The organism is Streptomyces sp. NPDC032161 (genome assembly GCF_040636995.1).
Lineage (GTDB): Bacteria > Actinomycetota > Actinomycetes > Streptomycetales > Streptomycetaceae > Streptomyces.
Genome location: NZ_JBEZVN010000001.1, coordinates 966,730 through 982,328, shown reverse-complemented (window position 1 = coordinate 982,328; position 15,599 = coordinate 966,730). Strand labels below are relative to the sequence as shown.

Genomic DNA, 15,599 nt, shown 5'->3' with positions numbered 1-15,599 from the left:
GGGGTCGGACCCGGCAGCCGGCCGCTGCCCTCCGTCCTGCCGCGCGGGGCGGAGAACGAGGACGACCGGGGCCGCCACCCCCCACAGGAGAGGCCCCGGTCGTCTTCCACGGGGCCGTAGGACGACCCCGTATTCCACTCAGCGCCGCCGCGGCGATTTCTGTCACACCGCACTCTGTCCGAAGAATGTTGCAGGTTGTACAAGCCGTGGACGTACTCACGCGTAAGGTCGTAGCGTGCTGACTCGCGCAGGGTGACGCGGCAGTGATGACCAGCTGCTATTCAAGACAGCAGGGCAGGTTGAGGGAGTGCTGGGGGACGACGCTGAGCTGACTGCGGCCGTACTCGCGGCGCAGGGCGGGGACGAAGATGCCTTCCGTACCGTGTACCGCGCCGTGCAGCCGCGATTGCTCGGCTACATACGGACACTCGTGGGGGAGTCGGACGCCGAGGACGTGGCGTCCGAGGCGTGGCTGCAGATAGCCCGCGACCTCGACCGCTTCAGTGGCGATGCGGACCGGTTCCGCGGCTGGGCGGCGCGCATAGCCCGCAACCGCGCCCTGGACCATCTGCGGATGCGCGGCAGGCGTCCCGCCATAGGCGGCGACGAATCGGAGCTCTCGGACAGGCCGGCCGCGTCCGACACCGCCGACGAGGCAATGGAGTCCCTGGCCACCGGCAGCACGATGTCGCTCATCGCCCAGCTGCCGCAGGACCAGGCCGAGGCCGTGGTGCTGCGCGTGGTCGTCGGACTGGACGCCAAGAGCGCGGCGCAGACGCTGGGCAAGCGGCCCGGGGCGGTGCGCACCGCCGCGCACCGGGGGCTGAAGCGGCTGGCCGAGCTGCTGCGTGTGAACGGTGCGAGCGGTGTGAACGGCGCGGGCGTCGAGGGCGACGGAGAAGCAGGAGGAGCGGAGGGAACGGAACAGGCGGACCGTGTTCGCGCGGATGATCCGGCGGACCAGGGTGCGACGGGCCGGACGACGGAGCTCGGTGCCGTGCCCGCCCAGCGTCCCGCACACCAGGGACTGGCGGCCCCGGCCGGTGTGACGCATACGCGTCCTTGGACGCAGAAGGACATGTGATGGCCGACGAGCGGTACGAATGGCTTGACGAGGACGCGGCGGAGCACCTGCTTCGCGGCGAACCGGTCGCTCCCCTCGACGGTCACCAGGTCACGGAGGTGCAGGAGCTGGCGGCGGCACTGGAGGCCGTCGCCCGGACCGCCCGCCCGGCCGTCGGCGAACTGCCGGGCGAGGCCGCGGCGCTCGCCGCCTTCCGCGCCGCCGCGCACTCCGCGCCTTCCGTGCCCGCGAACGCGGGCGCTCCCGCCACGGGCGCGGAGCCATCGGAGCACGCCGAGGTCACCGGGCACGCGGAGGAGGCGGGCGAACCGGTCACCGTCGGCGTGCTCGACCCCGTCCGCATCCACCCCGCCACCGGCGCGCCCGCTTCGACCGCCCCGTCGGCCGCGGGCTCCCAGGCGGCGGGCCGCGGCCGTGACCGCACCCGTACCCGTTCCCCGCGCCGGAACAGACCCGTCCGGTTCGGTCTGGTCGCCTCCTTCGCGGGCTGCGCGCTCGGCGGGGTGGCGATGGCCGCGAGCGCGGGCATGCTCCCCGGGCCGTTCGGCGGCCACACCCCCGCGCCCGCGAGTTCCGTGACGGCCGACGCGTCTCCCGATGCGGTCGGCTCGCAGGACATCACCGGCACGCACCCGCCCACCGATCCGCCGGTCTCCCCGGACGCGCCGCCCTCCGCGCCCCGGACCGGCTCCTCCGCCCCCGACGACCGGGACGCCGACAGGAGCGGCGAGGACGACGGCCCCGAGAACGGCGACGGTCGGACGACCGGCCGCGGGCCGGACGGCAAGGCGCCCGAGAACCAGGGGAAAGGGTCCTCCGGCCGCTGGTACGCCGAGGCGAAGCGGGCGTGCCGGGACTACCGCGACGGCGACCTGGACGACGAACGCAGACGCGCTCTGGAAGCGATGGCGAAGGGTGCCCGGAACCTGGAGCGGTTCTGTGACCGGATACTCCCCAAGGACGGGAAAGGGCAGAACGGGCAGAACGGGCAGGGTGATCAGGACGGGCAGGGCGGGTCGGGTGACAGCGACCGCACTGCCGAGGACGGCGACGACGACGGTGACGGCCAGGGCGAGGGTGTCGCGAACGAGCGGAGCGTGGGGAACGGGCGGAGCGTGGGGAACGGGCGGAACCAGGCCTTCGCGGCGGCCCGGTTCACCATCGCCCCGAAGCCGCCGTCCGTGATCCCGACTCCGCGGCGGCCCGCGCCCCCGTACGCGTCACCGTCCGCCTCGCCCTACGTGGCACCGCCCCCCTCGCCGTCCACGATCCCGTTCCCGATCCCGTCCTAGTAGTGCTGCGACCGGCACGGTTCACCGGCTCGCGGCGTCCGGCACGGCACCTCGCCGCGTTGTCGCATCACCCGAGTACGTCCAGTACACGGGTGATACTCCGCCTTGCGATGCACCGCACCGGACGCCGTGAGCTTCCCGGCAAACCTTTCCGGCCACAGCACTGGGCGTACCGGGCGGCGGACGGTCCGGCGGCCGACTCCTCGGGCGGCGAGCCGTGCGCACGGGGCTGCGCCGGCGCCGCCCACCACCAGGTGTGACGTTTTTCGAGGCCGTGACGCAGTACTGAATGCCGACTGGTCATCGGCAGCGCGACGAGCCTGGGTTCCCCCCGTACCTGTGGCTCAGCGCATCGGCGCGGGTGGGACATGTTCCCCCTGTCCCGCCCGCGCCACCCCGCTTCCGGCCGAGGGTTACGGCCCTCAGCCGTAGACGACGACCTTGTCCCCCTCCTTCACCTGGGCGAACAACGCGGCGATCTTCTGCTCGTCGCGGACGTTGACGCAGCCGTGCGAGGCTCCGGCGTAGCCGCGGGCCGCGAAGTCCGCCGAGTAGTGCACCGCCTGGCCGCCGCTGAAGAACATCGCGTACGGCATGGCCGTGTGATAGATCGTCGACACGTGGTGCCGGGACTTCCAGAAGACGGAGAAGGTGCCCTCGCGGGTCGGCGTGTACTGGGAGCCGAAGCGGACGTCCATCGACGAGACGACCCGGCCGTCGACCATCCAGGACAGCGTGCGGCTGTTCTTGCTGATGCACAGCACCCGGCCCGTCATGCAGCGCTTGTCCGGCTTGGTGGCCGGCAGGGTGGTCGGCGGGCGCAGTTCGGTCGCCGTCGGCGGGCGCGTCATGCCCAGCAGCCGCTGCCAGGTGACGGTGTCCGTCTCGCCGGTGGCGGCCAGGCCGCGCTTGGTCTGGAAGGACCGTACGGCGGTGGCCGTGACCGTGCCGTAGTAGCCGGTGGGGGAGCGGTCGAAGTGACCGATCTGCCGCAGCCGGGCCTGGAGCTCGCGCACCCGGTCCCCCTGGGTGCCGCCGGCGATCAGTGGCGTGCCCTGCGGGTCCGGTTCCGTCGACGGCTCGGGCGTGGTGGTCGGCTTGGCGGTCGCGGTGGCCGTCGGGGAGGCCGACGGGGGCGCGGCCTCCGGGGACGTGGCCGACGCGTCCGCCGTCGCCGACCGCCGCGCGACGGGCCTGGCGTCGTCGCTCGGCGTGGACCCGGGCGGTGGCGGCGCCGAGCCGTCGGCGGCCGGGGCCTCGCAGCCGGCGGTCGCGACGGCCACGGCGAGCACGGCCAGCGTCGCCTTGGCCGTGGCCCCCGCCCAGCCCCGTCTCCCGCGCCCCGCCCGGCCTCCGCCGCCCGTCCGCGCGATGGGCGGTGCGGTGTCCTGCGACCCGAGCGGTGCCCCGCCCCGCGACGCGTCTGCCGTGGTGCTGCGTATCATCTCGGTCCCCTGCTCCTCCGGGTTGCTCCGGTTTCCCTTGGAACGGATTCCCGCCCTTCCCGGTTGCCAAAGCCCGCACATGGCGGGGCGACCCGCGCATGATGGGGGGAAGCGGTCACGGCGACCCCCGGGCCGGGCGGGTGCTGTGAGCAAGGTCCCAGCGTCCGCCCCTCCATCGGCCTCGTGCCCGCCGATACAGTCCGTCGCGGGAACCCCATCATTACCGGTAAGTAGCTTGTGGTCGACAAGCGGCTTGGTGAAGCAGCTTCAGCGGGAGGCACAGCAGATGACGCGTGAGTCGGAGTCGGGACTGCCGATCGAGCCGGTGTACGGACCGGACGCACTCGACGGCTGGGACCCTGCGGAGAAGCTGGGGGAGCCGGGCTCGTACCCCTTCACGCGCGGGGTCTACCCGACGATGTACACCGGCCGGCCGTGGACGATGCGGCAGTACGCGGGCTTCGGCACGGCCACCGAGTCCAACGCCCGGTACAAGCAGCTGATCGCCAACGGCACCATGGGTCTCTCCGTCGCCTTCGACCTCCCCACCCAGATGGGCCACGACTCCGACGCGCCCATCGCGTCCGGCGAGGTCGGCAAGGTCGGGGTCGCGATCGACTCGGTCGACGACATGCGGGTCCTGTTCGACGGCATCCCGCTGGACAAGGTCTCCACGTCCATGACGATCAACGCCCCGGCCGCGCTGCTGCTGCTCCTGTACCAACTGGTCGCGGAGGAGCAGGGCGTCGGCGCCGAGAAGCTGACGGGCACGATCCAGAACGATGTGCTCAAGGAGTACATCGCGCGCGGCACGTACATCTTCCCGCCGGGTCCCTCGCTCCGCCTGATCGCGGACATCTTCAAGTACTGCCGGGCCGAGATCCCGAAGTGGAACACCATCTCGATCTCCGGGTACCACATGGCGGAGGCCGGTGCCTCGCCCGCGCAGGAGATCGCGTTCACGCTCGCCGACGGCATCGAGTACGTCCGCACCGCCGTCGCCGCGGGCATGGACGTCGACGACTTCGCGCCGCGCCTCTCCTTCTTCTTCGTCTCCCGTACGACGATCCTCGAAGAGGTCGCGAAGTTCCGCGCCGCCCGCCGGATCTGGGCCCGGGTGATGAAGGAGGAGTTCGGCGCGAAGAACCCCAAGTCGCTGATGCTGCGCTTCCACACCCAGACGGCCGGGGTGCAGCTGACGGCCCAGCAGCCCGAGGTCAATCTGGTGCGCGTCGCGGTCCAGGGCCTGGCGGCGGTCCTCGGCGGCACCCAGTCGCTGCACACCAACTCCTTCGACGAGGCGATCGCGCTGCCGACCGACAAGTCCGCCCGCCTCGCGCTGCGCACCCAGCAGGTCCTGGCGTACGAGACGGACGTCACCGCGACCGTCGACCCGTTCGCCGGTTCGTACGTCGTGGAGAAGATGACGGACGACGTCGAGACGGCGGCCCTGGAACTGATGCGGAAGGTCGAGGACCTGGGCGGCGCGGTGCAGGCGATCGAGCACGGCTTCCAGAAGAACGAGATCGAGCGCAACGCGTACCGGATCGCTCAGGAGACCGACAGCGCCGAGCGCGTGGTGGTCGGTGTCAACCGCTTCCAGCTCGACGAGGAGGAGCCGTACGAGCCGCTGCGCGTCGACCCGGCGATCGAGGCGGAGCAGGCGGCCCGCCTCGCGAAGCTCCGCGCGGAGCGCGACCAGGGCGCGGTGGACGCGGCGTTGACCGAGCTGCGGAAGGCGGCGGCGGGCACGGACAACGTCCTGTACCCGATGAAGGACGCGCTCAGGGCGCGTGCCACCGTCGGCGAGGTCTGCAACGCGCTGCGGGAGGTGTGGGGGGCGTACGTGCCGACGGACGCGTTCTGAGGCCCGGCTCTCCGATAATTCACCGCCTCTCCGGGAATCCACCGCTTCCGTCTGGACGGAGTGTCGTACCCACGTGCGAAACTCCGTTCATGCTGGGTGTCACCGACCTTCCTACCTATCTCGCCGGTCTGGCAGTGATCGTGCTGCTGCCGGGACCGAATTCGTTGTACGTGCTGTCCGTCGCCGCCCGGCGCGGGGTGCGCACCGGGTACGTGGCGGCGGCCGGGGTGTGGACCGGGGACACCGTGCTGATGACGCTGTCCGCGCTGGGTGCCTCGTCGCTGCTGCGGACCACACCGGTGCTGTTCGCCGTCGTCAAGTTCGCCGGTGCGGGCTATCTGACCTGGCTGGCCATCGGCATGCTGCGGTCGGCGGTGGCGATGTGGCGCGAACGGCACCGGCGGGTGGCCGAGCTGACGGAGGAGAGCGCCGGGGCGGAGGCCGCCGGGGTGATGGAGCGGCCCTACCGCCGGGCTCTGGTGGTCAGCCTCTTCAACCCGAAGGCGATCCTGTTCCTGGTCTCCTTCTTCGTGCAGTTCGTCGACCCCGGATACGCGTACCCGGCGCTGTCGTTCCTGCTGCTGGGCACGCTGCTGCAGATAGCCAGCGTCCTCTACCTGTCGATGCTGATATTCGGCGGCACCCGCCTGTCCGCCGCGTTCCGCCGCCGCAGGAGGCTGTCGGCGGGCGCGACCTCGGCGGCGGGGCTGCTGTTCCTCGGGTTCGCGGCGAAGCTGTCGTTCAGCAGCGTGTGACGGGATCCCTGTTTCGGTGTGTGACGGTGACTCCGGTTCAGCGGAGTGGGGGTACGGCCGGGGCGAGGCCGAGCCGGGGCGGACAGGCGGCGAGCCCGTGTGCGACGGTCAGGCACCGCTGACGGCGGGCGACGGCTCCGCGTGGTCCGGCGTCCGTAGCGCGGCGCGTACCAGTGCGCGGCCTCGGGTGGCCGTGCGGGCGCGGATGGTGGTGTCGTCGTCGGGTCGGGGGTGGCCGGGTCCGTCGGCCGGGGCCGCGCAGTCGTGGCAGAGGCCCTTGTCCGGGACCGGGCGGCGGCAGTCGTCGCACTCGGCCCAGCGGGGCAGGCCGGAGCCGGGCGGTGGCTCGGGCATCGCGTCCGTGGGGAACGAGGGCTCGGGCGGCGGGGGCAGTTTCCGGGTCAGGCGGTTGCGCAGGAGCGCCGAGGCGGAGTGGATACGGGCGGGCAGCCCGCCCAACAGGGCCCCGGCGAGGTCGCGTTGGTCGTAGCCGCGTTCCAGCCAGGCGGAGACCAGCGGCGCCAGGCCGAGCGCCTCGACCGCGCCGAGCCGCAGGCGCGGTTCCGGGCCGATCACCCGCAGCAGCGTGGCGACGGCCGCGCCGTGGCTCTCGGCGGACGACGGAGCGACGAGGCCCCGATCGGGCCCGGCCCCGGCGTCCGCTCCAGCCCCGGATACCTCTCCAGCCGTGCGTACGTCCCTGGGCGCGCATAGGTCCCTGGCCCCCGACGGCTCCGACGCCGTGGACGTCTTCGGGGGCTCCCCCGTACTCGTCGTGGGCACGGGGGCCGCGTCGCCCGTACCCGTTCGCCGACGCCGACCGGGGAGGGAGGGTTCTTTCCTTCGGTTCTTTACGGGGTTGGTGCCTGGGCCACCGGAGGGCGGCTCACCGGAACCCGGACGGTTGATACCCGGTACGGCCTGGCGGTTGATACACAAACCCGGGACGGGCTGCTGCGGGGTGTCGTAGACATGTGCCTCGCTGACGAAAGTCCCGTCCTCGCGACGGACTTTGTGGACCCGGTAGTACCCGAAGGCCGTCAGCTCCCGCAGCGCCTTCGCCACCGCCAACCGGCCCTGCGGACTCGTGTCGGCCATCCGACGGCCGTCCTCGGACCAGCCGTCGGGACGGGAAAGAAGATCGGCCAGAAGGCCACGGGCGGTGTACGACAACCGCCGGTCCTGCAACAACGCGTTGGGCAGAACAGTGAAACCGCACGCATGGCGGCTACGATGAATCTGCATGAGGAGCCCTACTCCTTGTGCCAGACCCCGGGGCGTTGGCGCGCCGCCGGGGTCACCTTATTGAGTTTCGAGGTCACAGAACGTACCACGCTCGCCACGTTCGGTTGCCCGGTCTGGCCAAGTCGCTCACGTCCGGCCGCCGTACCGAGGAGCGAGCCGCATACCGTCCATCTTTCGTTGCGTATGGTGACGAACTCCTCACGTGCTGCCGCGATGGCCTCTACCGTGAAGGGGTTTCCGCCCCACTCGGCACAGCGCGAAAGGTGGTCGACCATGGCTACGCGCAAGGAGATCGACGGCTCTGCGGGCGTTCCGCAGTTCTACGGAAGCGAACTCCGCTTCAAGCGGGAGCAGGCGGGTCTGACGCTCGAAAGACTGCTCGACGGAAGCTACTACGGCATCACGTACCTGAGCGAGATCGAGCACGGTCACCGCCGCATGCCCCCGGACCTGGCCCAGCACGTGGACCGGGTGCTGGGAACGGACGGGTTCTTCGAGCGGCGCTGCGAGGACGTGCGCAAGGCCAAGAGCAAGGGGCATGCTGCGTCCTTCGCCGGTGTCGTGGAAGCGGAGACGCGGGCGCGGACCATCGACCACTGGTGCGGCACTCTCCTTCCGGGGCTGCTTCAGACCAGCTCGTACGCGCACGCCGTTATCCGCTCCACGCATCCCCTGAGTACGCAGGAGGAGGCCGAGGCCAAAGTTGATGCCCGGATGCAGCGAGCCCGACTCTTCGACGACCCCAAGAAGCCTGAATATTGGGCGGTGCTGCACGAGTCCCTGGTGCAGCATTCAATTCTTCCACCTGCGGAAATGGCCGAACAGCTGGACAAAATCGCCGCTTTGGTGCGGCGGAGCCGTATCGCTGTACAGATCCTTCAGTGGAACGGCCCTGCTCTCCCCCTTACTGAGCTGCCGCTCTTTCTCTTGGACTTCGACGAAGAACCGCCGCTCCTCTACACCGAGGGTCCGTACCACGGTCAGACCATCGATGATCCGGCGCTCGTGAGGCAGTACCGCAAGGCATACGATCGGCTGAGGGCCGCCGCCTTGCCGCCGGAGGTGTCCCTCGCCATGATCGAAGAGGCGGCTGAGGAGTACCGGAATGACCAGCGTCGGTCTTAATCTCGGCACCGCCACTTGGCGCAAGAGCAGCTACAGCAACGGCAGTGGCGGTGAATGCCTCGAAGTTGCACAGGAGTTCGCACACTGGCGCAAGAGCAGTTACAGCAACGGCGACGGCGGTGAATGCCTCGAAGTAGCCGATGAGTTCGCGTCCTGGCGCAAGAGCTCCCACAGCAACGGCAGCGGTGGTGACTGCCTCGAAGTCGCGGACGGCCACCTCGGTCTCGTCCCCGTCCGCGACTCCAAGCGCCCCGACGGCCCGGTGCTCGTGCTCCCCGCGTCCGCGTGGACGCCGTTCGTCGAGTTGGTCAAGGCGGCCTGACCACCGCACACCGACGGAACAGGACCCCGGGTCGGGTCCGGGCCCCGTCGTGGGTCAGTCGGCCGGCGGCTTGGGCAGGGGTCAGGCCCTGGGAACCCCGGCGCGGCCTGCTCCGTCCCCGCACCGCCCTGCGGCGACAGCCCCCGTCAGCCCGTCGCCGCTCGCCGCAGCGTGCGGGCCTTGCGGGCGAGGCGGCGGACCGTCGCGTTGCGCGGGATGAACGCGAGCTGCCGGGGCACGGCGCCCGGCAGGCCCAGCGCGGTCAGCCGGCGCCGCTTGAAGTAGCGCCGGATGTCGTCCCGGTACCGGCTCAGGTAGCGCTCGGCCTCGGGCCGCAGCCCGGCCTGGAGCTGCGGCTGCATGGCGTATCCGACCGCGCTGACCAGCCCGGTCGGCTTCCCCCGGACCTCGTCGGCGGAGGGCGGCGACCAGCCGGTGACGGCGGACGGATCCTCCAGGTCGGGCAGCAGCGCGTCGACGATCGTCAGCGGGATGCGGTTGCTGTTCTGGTACGGGGCGAGCCGTTCCAGCACGGTGTCGGTGCCGACGCGGGCCACCGGGAGCCCGTAGAACGACGCGGCGGTCAGCAGCGCGGTGGAGAAGCAGCCGACGACCAGGGCCGGCCGCATGGTCCCGAACAGCGTCTCGGCGAGGACGGGGCTGTCCAGGACGGTCAGGTCGGCGCCGAGCCGTTCCGCCTCCAGCTCCAGCAGCCGCGCCCAGTGGGCCGGTGCGCTGGGGTGTGGCTTGAAGACGACCCGGGTGTGGCCGAGGGCGACGGCGCCGCGCAGCATCCGCGCGTGCAGCTCCTCCTCCTGCTGGGGCGTGAGGATGCCCAGCGTGGAGAGGTACTGGCCGAGCAGCAGGGCCGGGGCCGATGCCGGTCCGGAGGAGGTGGGAGAAGCGCCGAACGTGGCATCCAGCGAGGCGTCGAGGGCCGCAGATCCGGCCAGTTCGTCCAGCACCTCCAGGAAGACGTCGGTCGGTACGATCTCGGACTCGACGCCGAACTCGGTGAGCAGCAGCGGTCGCAGGCCCGGCACCAGGTCCAGATGGAGCAGCCTGCGGATGCGGGTGCCGAGCAACTGGTCGAGCCTGCTGCGGGTCGGGCCGTAGCTCATCAGGCCGTCGGCGTAGACGTGCACGGGGCTGTCGCCGAAGACCACGGCGAGGGCCTGGGCGGGGTTGGCCTGGATGGATTCGCAGGCGATCTCGACGGGCCCGTCCCCGAGATGCCACTCCCTGCGCACGGCCCGCTGCCACAGCGAGGCGTCCTGCTCCCGGGGCGACCATCCGGCGGGGTGGAACGGCCGGATGAATTCGTTCCAGGAATAAACGTCGTCGAATTCGGACTCCAGTTTCTCGAAACCGGGCCTGCGGTGGAGCGGTGTGCCCAGTTCGGGAGAGGCGGAGGTGTCGCTCACGACGAGAATGCGACGGTGTTCGGACCGGGGACCGAACAGGCCCGCACGCAACGCGGCGACGACCGTCGCGGCGGCGTACTGCGTGCACGCGGAGAAGATCTGAGTGGTGGACCGGCCGAACGGCGCCGTGTACGTGCCGGACATCAGGCCGCGACCTCCCGCGAAACGGAGCGGCGGCGTACCCGGCGCAGCCGGTCCGCACGGCGGTCGCCCAGCGAATTCAGCGTGTCCGAGAGAATGTCCTGGGGCATGCGCCGCAGAGAGGCCGCGCTCAGGGTGCGCAATTTCCGTGCCACTGCTGGTTCGAACCTTTCGATGGATTCCAGGTGATGTGCCATGACCGCGCAATAGGTCCGTACGGCCTTCGGCAGCAGCCGGTCGGCCTCCGGATCCTGTGCCGTTTCTTCGAGCACCTGGTCGAAGGCCCGGATGAAGTCGAGCTGTCGCACGTCGCCGATCTGCGTGAGCGAGGACGCCACCCCGCGCCGGTAGAAGACCCCCTGGAGCCCGACCACCGCGAAGGACTCGGCCTCGCGGTGCAGGCGCCAGATCCAGGGCCGGTCCTCGGCGGTGCGCAGCCCGTCCCGGAAATGGAGCAGCCCCGACTCGACGAGCCGGCGGTGATAGGCGCCGGCCCAGGCGTACGCGTAGTCCACGGGCGTCGACCGGTCGGCCGGCAGGATCACGTCGCGCGGCCGCATGACGGTGTCGCGCACGCCGTGCGGGACCTGGTGGACCGTGCGCGTCCGGTTCGTGAACTGCACATGGTCCGTACGGACGAAGTCGCAGTCCAGCCCGGTGATGGCGGCGAGCAGTCGCTCGTAGTAGCCGGGAACCACCCAGTCGTCGCCGTCGAGGAAGGTGAGGTATTCGCCCCGCGCCGCGTCGATCCCGGTGTTGCGGGCGGTGGCCAGGCCCCCGTTCGTCTCGTGTCCGACCAGGACGGCACCCGGGATCTCGCGCTCCGCGCGCGCGAGGATCTCCGGCGTCCCGTCGGTCGAACAGTCGTCGACGAGGATGAATTCGAAATCCTCGCGGGCGTTGGCCCGCAGGCTTCGCAAGGTATCGGAAGCATATGCCTGCACGTTGTAGAACGGCACGATGACGGAGAGCTTGACCACGTGCCACACGCTAGGCGCGGGGCCGTCATTTGCCTTGGCCCCGGAAAGGACGGCAGGTGAACGAAGAATGTCGAAATGATGAACCGGTTCGCCAGCCTGCCCGGCGCGTGGTTCTTGTGAGGGCGATTCGCCGATCGTCGGCGGGCTGTTAACCAGCTGTTGTGGTCGCGTTGGGCCGCGAATCGAAATGCCTTCCTAAGTTCTGGGGCGTGGCTCCACGTACCGATAAGACGACCGCCCTCCGGGTAGCCGTGCTCGCCGACTCCGACACCCGGTGGAAATGGGGCGCGCTCACCGCGCGCCGACTCACCGCCGGCGACCGAGGTGGTCCGGCGCAGCGCGTCGAGATCAGCGGACTGCTGCTGCGCGGCCGGGCCACCCCGACCCCGCGCCAGCTCGCCGAGGTCGGAGACGTCGGCATAGCGTCCGACCGGGTGCGCGAGGTCACGGCCGTCGAGTTCCTGCACGCGGTACGGGACGAGGGGTACGACGTCCTCGTCCTCGCCCTCGTCGGGGGAGCCGTCCAGGCGATGCTGCACGGACTGGCCGCGCTGGGCCCGGCGGCCCGGCCGGTGGTCGTCACCGGCTATGTCGGCGTCGTCTACGAGAAGCTCGCCGACGGGCTGCTGCTGCGGCACGGCGCGGACGTCGTGCTCGCCAACTCCCGCCACGACGCGGAGCGTTTCCGCGCGGTGTACGAGGGGGTCGGCGCCGACGCCTCGGCCGTCACGGAGGCCGCCCTGCCGTTCCTCGGCGGCGAGCCGTACCGCCCGAAGGAGGGCCGCGACACCGTCGTCTTCGCCGCCCAGCCCTCCGTCCCGGCCTCCCGAGCCGAACGCACGTACCTGCTGCGCCGGCTCGTCGAGCACGCCCGGCTGCACCCCGACCGCGAGGTGCTGCTGAAACTGCGGTCCAAGCCGGGCGAGCACACCACGCACATCGAGGAAATCCCGTACCAGCGGCTCGCGGAGCGGATTCCCGGCGGACCGCCGCCCAACCTCCGTCTGGTGTACGGGCACATGGGCGAGGTCCTGGACGGCGCCGACCTGCTGGTCACGGTCTCCTCGACGGCCGCCCTGGAGTCCCTGCACCGGTGCGTTCCGACCGCGGTCCTCACCGACCTCGGCGTCCGCGAGGCCCTCGGCAACCACCACTTCATCGGCTCGGGCCTGCTCACCTCCTGGGACCACCTGGACGGCGGCCACCGCCCGGAGCCCGACGCCGGATGGCTGGCCCGCCAGGGAGTCGCCGCCGACGGCACCTACGCCACCGCCTACGACGCCGCCCGCGCCCGCGTGAAGGACCTGCTCGCCGCCGGTCGGCTGCCCGGGATCGCCCCGTACTACACGCCCGCCACCGCCCCCGGCTACCTCCCCGGCATCCTCGCCCGCCACCACCTGGGCCCCGACGGCCGCCCACTGCCGGGCGCGCAGCGGTCGCGCGAGACCGGTGGGCTGCGCGGCGCGGTCCGCGAGGCGGTACGGGAGGCGGCGCGGGGCGCGTACCGACAGGGCGTCCAGCGAGTCGCCCCCGTCATCCGGCGGATGGGCGAGCTGTGACCGCCGCGCCCGGGGTCCCCGGACCCACCACCGTCGCGTCCGGCACCGGCGCTCGCGGAGCCGCCTCGCCGACCGCCCCCGGGCCCACCGGCCCCGTAACCACCGGCCCCACCACCCACCGACCCCGACCCCAGGAGCAGCGATGACGCCGCCCACCGTGCTCGCCGTGATCCCCGCCCGCGGCGGATCCAAGGGCGTCCCGGCCAAGAACCTCGCCCAGGTCGGCGGCGTACCGCTGGTCGCCCGCGCGGTACGCGCCTGCCTGGCCTCCCACGAGGTCACGGACGTCGTCGTGACGACCGACGACGCGGCCATCGCGGATGCCGCCCGCGCGGCCGGTGACACCTCCGGCACCCCGGAGCGGCTGCACATCGTGCGGCGCCCCGCGGCCATCGCGGGGGACAGGGCGAGCAGCGAGGACGCGGTGCTGCACGCCCTGGACGCGTACGAGGCGATGCGCGACCGCACCGCCGACGTGGTGCTGCTGGTCCAGTGCACCAGCCCCTTCGTCACGCGGGAGGACATCGACGGCGTCGCCGCCGCGGTCGCCCGCGAGGGGGCCGACACGGCGGTCACGGTCGCCCCCTTCCACGGCTTCCTCTGGCGCGACGGCAGCGCCCTGGAGGAGGGCAACCACGGCGTCAACCACGACAAGTCCGTCCGCCAGATGCGCCAGGACCGCCCCGAGGACCTGCTGGAGACCGGCGCCGCGTACGCCATGGACGTCGCCGGGTTCCGCGCCCACCGCCACCGCTTCTTCGGCCACACCGCCCTGGTGCGCACCGACCCCGCGCGGGTCCTGGAGATCGACGACCCGCACGACCTGGCCCGCGCCCGCGCGCTCGCGCCGCTGCTGGACCCCTCCCCGCTGCCCACCCTCGCCGACGTCGACGCGGTCGTCCTCGACTTCGACGGCACCCAGACCGACGACCGGGTCCTCATCGACGCCGACGGACGCGAGATCGTCGCCGTCCACCGCGGCGACGGCCTGGGCATCGCAGCCCTGCGCAAGGCCGGGCTGCCGCTGCTGATCCTCTCCACGGAACAGAACCCGGTCGTCGCGGCCCGCGCCCACAAGCTCCGCATCCCGGTCCTGCACGGCATCGACCGCAAGGACCTGGCCCTCAAGCAGTGGTGCGACGAACAGTCCATCGCCCCCGAACGTGTCCTCTACGTGGGCAACGACGTCAACGACCTGCCGTGCTTCGCACTCGCCGGCTGGCCCGTCGCCGTCGCGAGCGCCCACGACTCGGTGCGCGCCGCGGCGCGTGCCGTCACCACCACGCCGGGCGGCTCCGGCGCGATCCGCGAGATCGCCGCCTGGCTGCTGGGCCCCACCCTCACGAACCCCACCGAGTCCCCCAAGTGATCCCGGGTCCCCCCAGACCCACACCCCGAGTTAAGGAAACACACCTCATGAGCACCTCCCTCCTGCGCACCCTCGGCACCCGCACCGCGGGCCCCGGCCGCCCCGTCTACGTCACCGGTGAGATCGGCATCAACCACAACGGTGACCTCGACAACGCCCTCGCCCTGATCGACGTGGCCGCCGACGCCGGCTGCGACGCCGTCAAGTTCCAGAAGCGCACCCCGGAGATCTGCACCCCGCGCGACCAGTGGGACATCGAGCGCGACACCCCCTGGGGCCGCATGACGTACATCGACTACCGCCACCGCGTCGAGTTCGGCGAGGACGAGTACCGGGCCATCTCCGAGCACTGCGCCCGGCGCGGCATCGACTGGTTCGCCTCTCCGTGGGACACCGAGGCCGTCGCGTTCCTGGAGAAGTTCGACGTGCCCGCCCACAAGGTGGCCTCGGCCTCGCTCACCGACGACGAGCTGCTGCGCGCCCTGCGGGCCACCGGCCGCACCGTCATCCTCTCCACCGGCATGTCGACCCCGAAGCAGATCCGGCACGCGGTCGAGGTCCTCGGCTCGGACAACATCCTTCTCTGCCACGCCACTTCGACGTACCCGGCCAAGGCCGAGGAGCTGAACCTGCGGGTCATCAACACCCTCCAGCAGGAGTACCCCAACGTCCCGATCGGCTACAGCGGCCACGAGACCGGCCTCCAGACGACCCTCGCCGCCGTCGCCCTCGGCGCCGTGTTCGTCGAGCGCCACATCACCCTCGACCGCGCCATGTGGGGCTCCGACCAGGCCGCCTCCGTCGAGCCGCAGGGCCTCAGCCGCCTGGTGCGCGACATCCGCACCATCGAGGCGTCGCTCGGCGACGGTGTCAAGAAGGTGTACGAGTCCGAGCTCGGCCCGATGAAGAAGCTCCGCCGGGTCGCGGGCGTCGTCGCCGAGAACGAGGCCGCACCGGCCGCCGAGCCGGTCGCGGTCTGACGGGCCGACCG

13 protein-coding genes are annotated in these 15,599 nt (G+C 71.6%); 9 read left to right on the top strand and 4 right to left on the bottom strand.

Annotated elements, in window-relative coordinates; all coding sequences use genetic code 11:
- Window positions 1–307: 307 nt before the first annotated feature.
- Both AB0E67_RS04140 and AB0E67_RS04135 read left to right on the top strand, forming a co-directional pair.
- On the top strand, window positions 308–1,084 hold the full coding sequence (locus AB0E67_RS04140) for an RNA polymerase sigma factor (protein WP_362020626.1): 777 nt from the start codon (window positions 308–310) through the stop codon (window positions 1,082–1,084).
- A complete protein-coding gene (locus AB0E67_RS04135) occupies window positions 1,084–2,376 on the top strand; it encodes a hypothetical protein (protein ID WP_362020623.1) in 1,293 nt (430 codons plus the stop codon). The genes AB0E67_RS04140 and AB0E67_RS04135 overlap by 1 nt, the downstream gene beginning before the upstream one ends.
- Window positions 2,377–2,798: 422 nt before the next feature.
- On the opposite strand, the gene AB0E67_RS04130 is transcribed toward AB0E67_RS04135, so the two are convergent.
- Window positions 2,799–3,821: a L,D-transpeptidase family protein gene (locus tag AB0E67_RS04130; protein ID WP_362020620.1), complete on the bottom strand. Its 1,023-nt coding sequence runs from the start codon at window positions 3,819–3,821 to the stop codon at window positions 2,799–2,801.
- Window positions 3,822–4,107: 286 nt separating this feature from the next.
- On the opposite strand from AB0E67_RS04130, the gene AB0E67_RS04125 reads away from it, so the two are divergent.
- Both AB0E67_RS04125 and leuE read left to right on the top strand, forming a co-directional pair.
- Complete coding sequence (locus tag AB0E67_RS04125; protein WP_362021456.1) at window positions 4,108–5,688, top strand: methylmalonyl-CoA mutase family protein; 1,581 nt, start codon at window positions 4,108–4,110, stop codon at window positions 5,686–5,688.
- An 89-nt stretch (window positions 5,689–5,777) separates the two neighbouring features.
- Complete coding sequence (gene leuE, locus AB0E67_RS04120) at window positions 5,778–6,443, top strand: leucine efflux protein LeuE (RefSeq protein ID WP_362020617.1); 666 nt, start codon at window positions 5,778–5,780, stop codon at window positions 6,441–6,443.
- A gap of 108 nt (window positions 6,444–6,551) precedes the next feature.
- Here the strand turns inward: leuE and AB0E67_RS04115 are convergent, their stop codons facing one another.
- The gene (locus AB0E67_RS04115) at window positions 6,552–7,019 is read right to left on the bottom strand and encodes a hypothetical protein (RefSeq protein ID WP_362020615.1); all 468 of its coding nucleotides are present in this window, start codon (window positions 7,017–7,019) and stop codon (window positions 6,552–6,554) included.
- 942 nt (window positions 7,020–7,961) lie between these two features.
- On the opposite strand from AB0E67_RS04115, the gene AB0E67_RS04110 reads away from it, so the two are divergent.
- Window positions 7,962–8,813 (top strand): helix-turn-helix transcriptional regulator, encoded by an 852-nt coding sequence (locus tag AB0E67_RS04110; RefSeq protein ID WP_362020612.1) that lies wholly within the window; start codon window positions 7,962–7,964, stop codon window positions 8,811–8,813.
- Entirely contained in the window at window positions 8,794–9,135 is a 342-nt protein-coding gene (locus AB0E67_RS04105) for a DUF397 domain-containing protein (protein WP_362020609.1), read from the top strand. Before AB0E67_RS04110 ends, AB0E67_RS04105 begins: the two co-directional genes overlap by 20 nt.
- Before the next feature lie 146 nt (window positions 9,136–9,281).
- On the opposite strand, the gene AB0E67_RS04100 is transcribed toward AB0E67_RS04105, so the two are convergent.
- On the bottom strand, window positions 9,282–10,703 hold the full coding sequence (locus tag AB0E67_RS04100; protein ID WP_362020606.1) for a polysialyltransferase family glycosyltransferase: 1,422 nt from the start codon (window positions 10,701–10,703) through the stop codon (window positions 9,282–9,284).
- Window positions 10,703–11,680: a glycosyltransferase family 2 protein gene (locus AB0E67_RS04095; RefSeq protein ID WP_362020603.1), complete on the bottom strand. Its 978-nt coding sequence runs from the start codon at window positions 11,678–11,680 to the stop codon at window positions 10,703–10,705. Before AB0E67_RS04095 ends, AB0E67_RS04100 begins: the two co-directional genes overlap by 1 nt.
- A 209-nt stretch (window positions 11,681–11,889) precedes the next feature.
- On the opposite strand from AB0E67_RS04095, the gene AB0E67_RS04090 reads away from it, so the two are divergent.
- The 3 genes from AB0E67_RS04090 to AB0E67_RS04080 all read left to right on the top strand — a co-directional run bounded on the left by AB0E67_RS04090 (window position 11,890) and on the right by AB0E67_RS04080 (window position 15,588).
- Entirely contained in the window at window positions 11,890–13,239 is a 1,350-nt protein-coding gene (locus tag AB0E67_RS04090) for a DUF6716 putative glycosyltransferase (protein WP_362020601.1), read from the top strand.
- Window positions 13,240–13,381: 142 nt separating this feature from the next.
- Window positions 13,382–14,608, top strand: a complete 1,227-nt coding sequence (locus AB0E67_RS04085) for an acylneuraminate cytidylyltransferase (RefSeq protein WP_362020598.1) — start codon at window positions 13,382–13,384, stop codon at window positions 14,606–14,608.
- A 47-nt stretch (window positions 14,609–14,655) separates the two neighbouring features.
- Window positions 14,656–15,588: an N-acetylneuraminate synthase family protein gene (locus AB0E67_RS04080; protein WP_362020595.1), complete on the top strand. Its 933-nt coding sequence runs from the start codon at window positions 14,656–14,658 to the stop codon at window positions 15,586–15,588.
- Window positions 15,589–15,599 lie beyond the last annotated feature (11 nt).

Bases quoted from the DNA above. Each gene is read 5' to 3' on its own strand.
- AB0E67_RS04080 (WP_362020595.1), top strand. From the start codon at position 14,656: ATGAGCACCTCCCTCCTGCGCACCCTCGGCACCCGCACCGCGGGCCCC.
- leuE (WP_362020617.1), top strand. From the start codon at position 5,778: ATGCTGGGTGTCACCGACCTTCCTACCTATCTCGCCGGTCTGGCAGTG.
- AB0E67_RS04130 (WP_362020620.1), bottom strand. From the start codon at position 3,821: ATGATACGCAGCACCACGGCAGACGCGTCGCGGGGCGGGGCACCGCTC.
- AB0E67_RS04105 (WP_362020609.1), top strand. From the start codon at position 8,794: ATGACCAGCGTCGGTCTTAATCTCGGCACCGCCACTTGGCGCAAGAGC.
- AB0E67_RS04100 (WP_362020606.1), bottom strand. From the start codon at position 10,703: ATGTCCGGCACGTACACGGCGCCGTTCGGCCGGTCCACCACTCAGATC.
- AB0E67_RS04110 (WP_362020612.1), top strand. From the start codon at position 7,962: ATGGCTACGCGCAAGGAGATCGACGGCTCTGCGGGCGTTCCGCAGTTC.
- AB0E67_RS04085 (WP_362020598.1), top strand. From the start codon at position 13,382: ATGACGCCGCCCACCGTGCTCGCCGTGATCCCCGCCCGCGGCGGATCC.
- AB0E67_RS04135 (WP_362020623.1), top strand. From the start codon at position 1,084: ATGGCCGACGAGCGGTACGAATGGCTTGACGAGGACGCGGCGGAGCAC.
- AB0E67_RS04125 (WP_362021456.1), top strand. From the start codon at position 4,108: ATGACGCGTGAGTCGGAGTCGGGACTGCCGATCGAGCCGGTGTACGGA.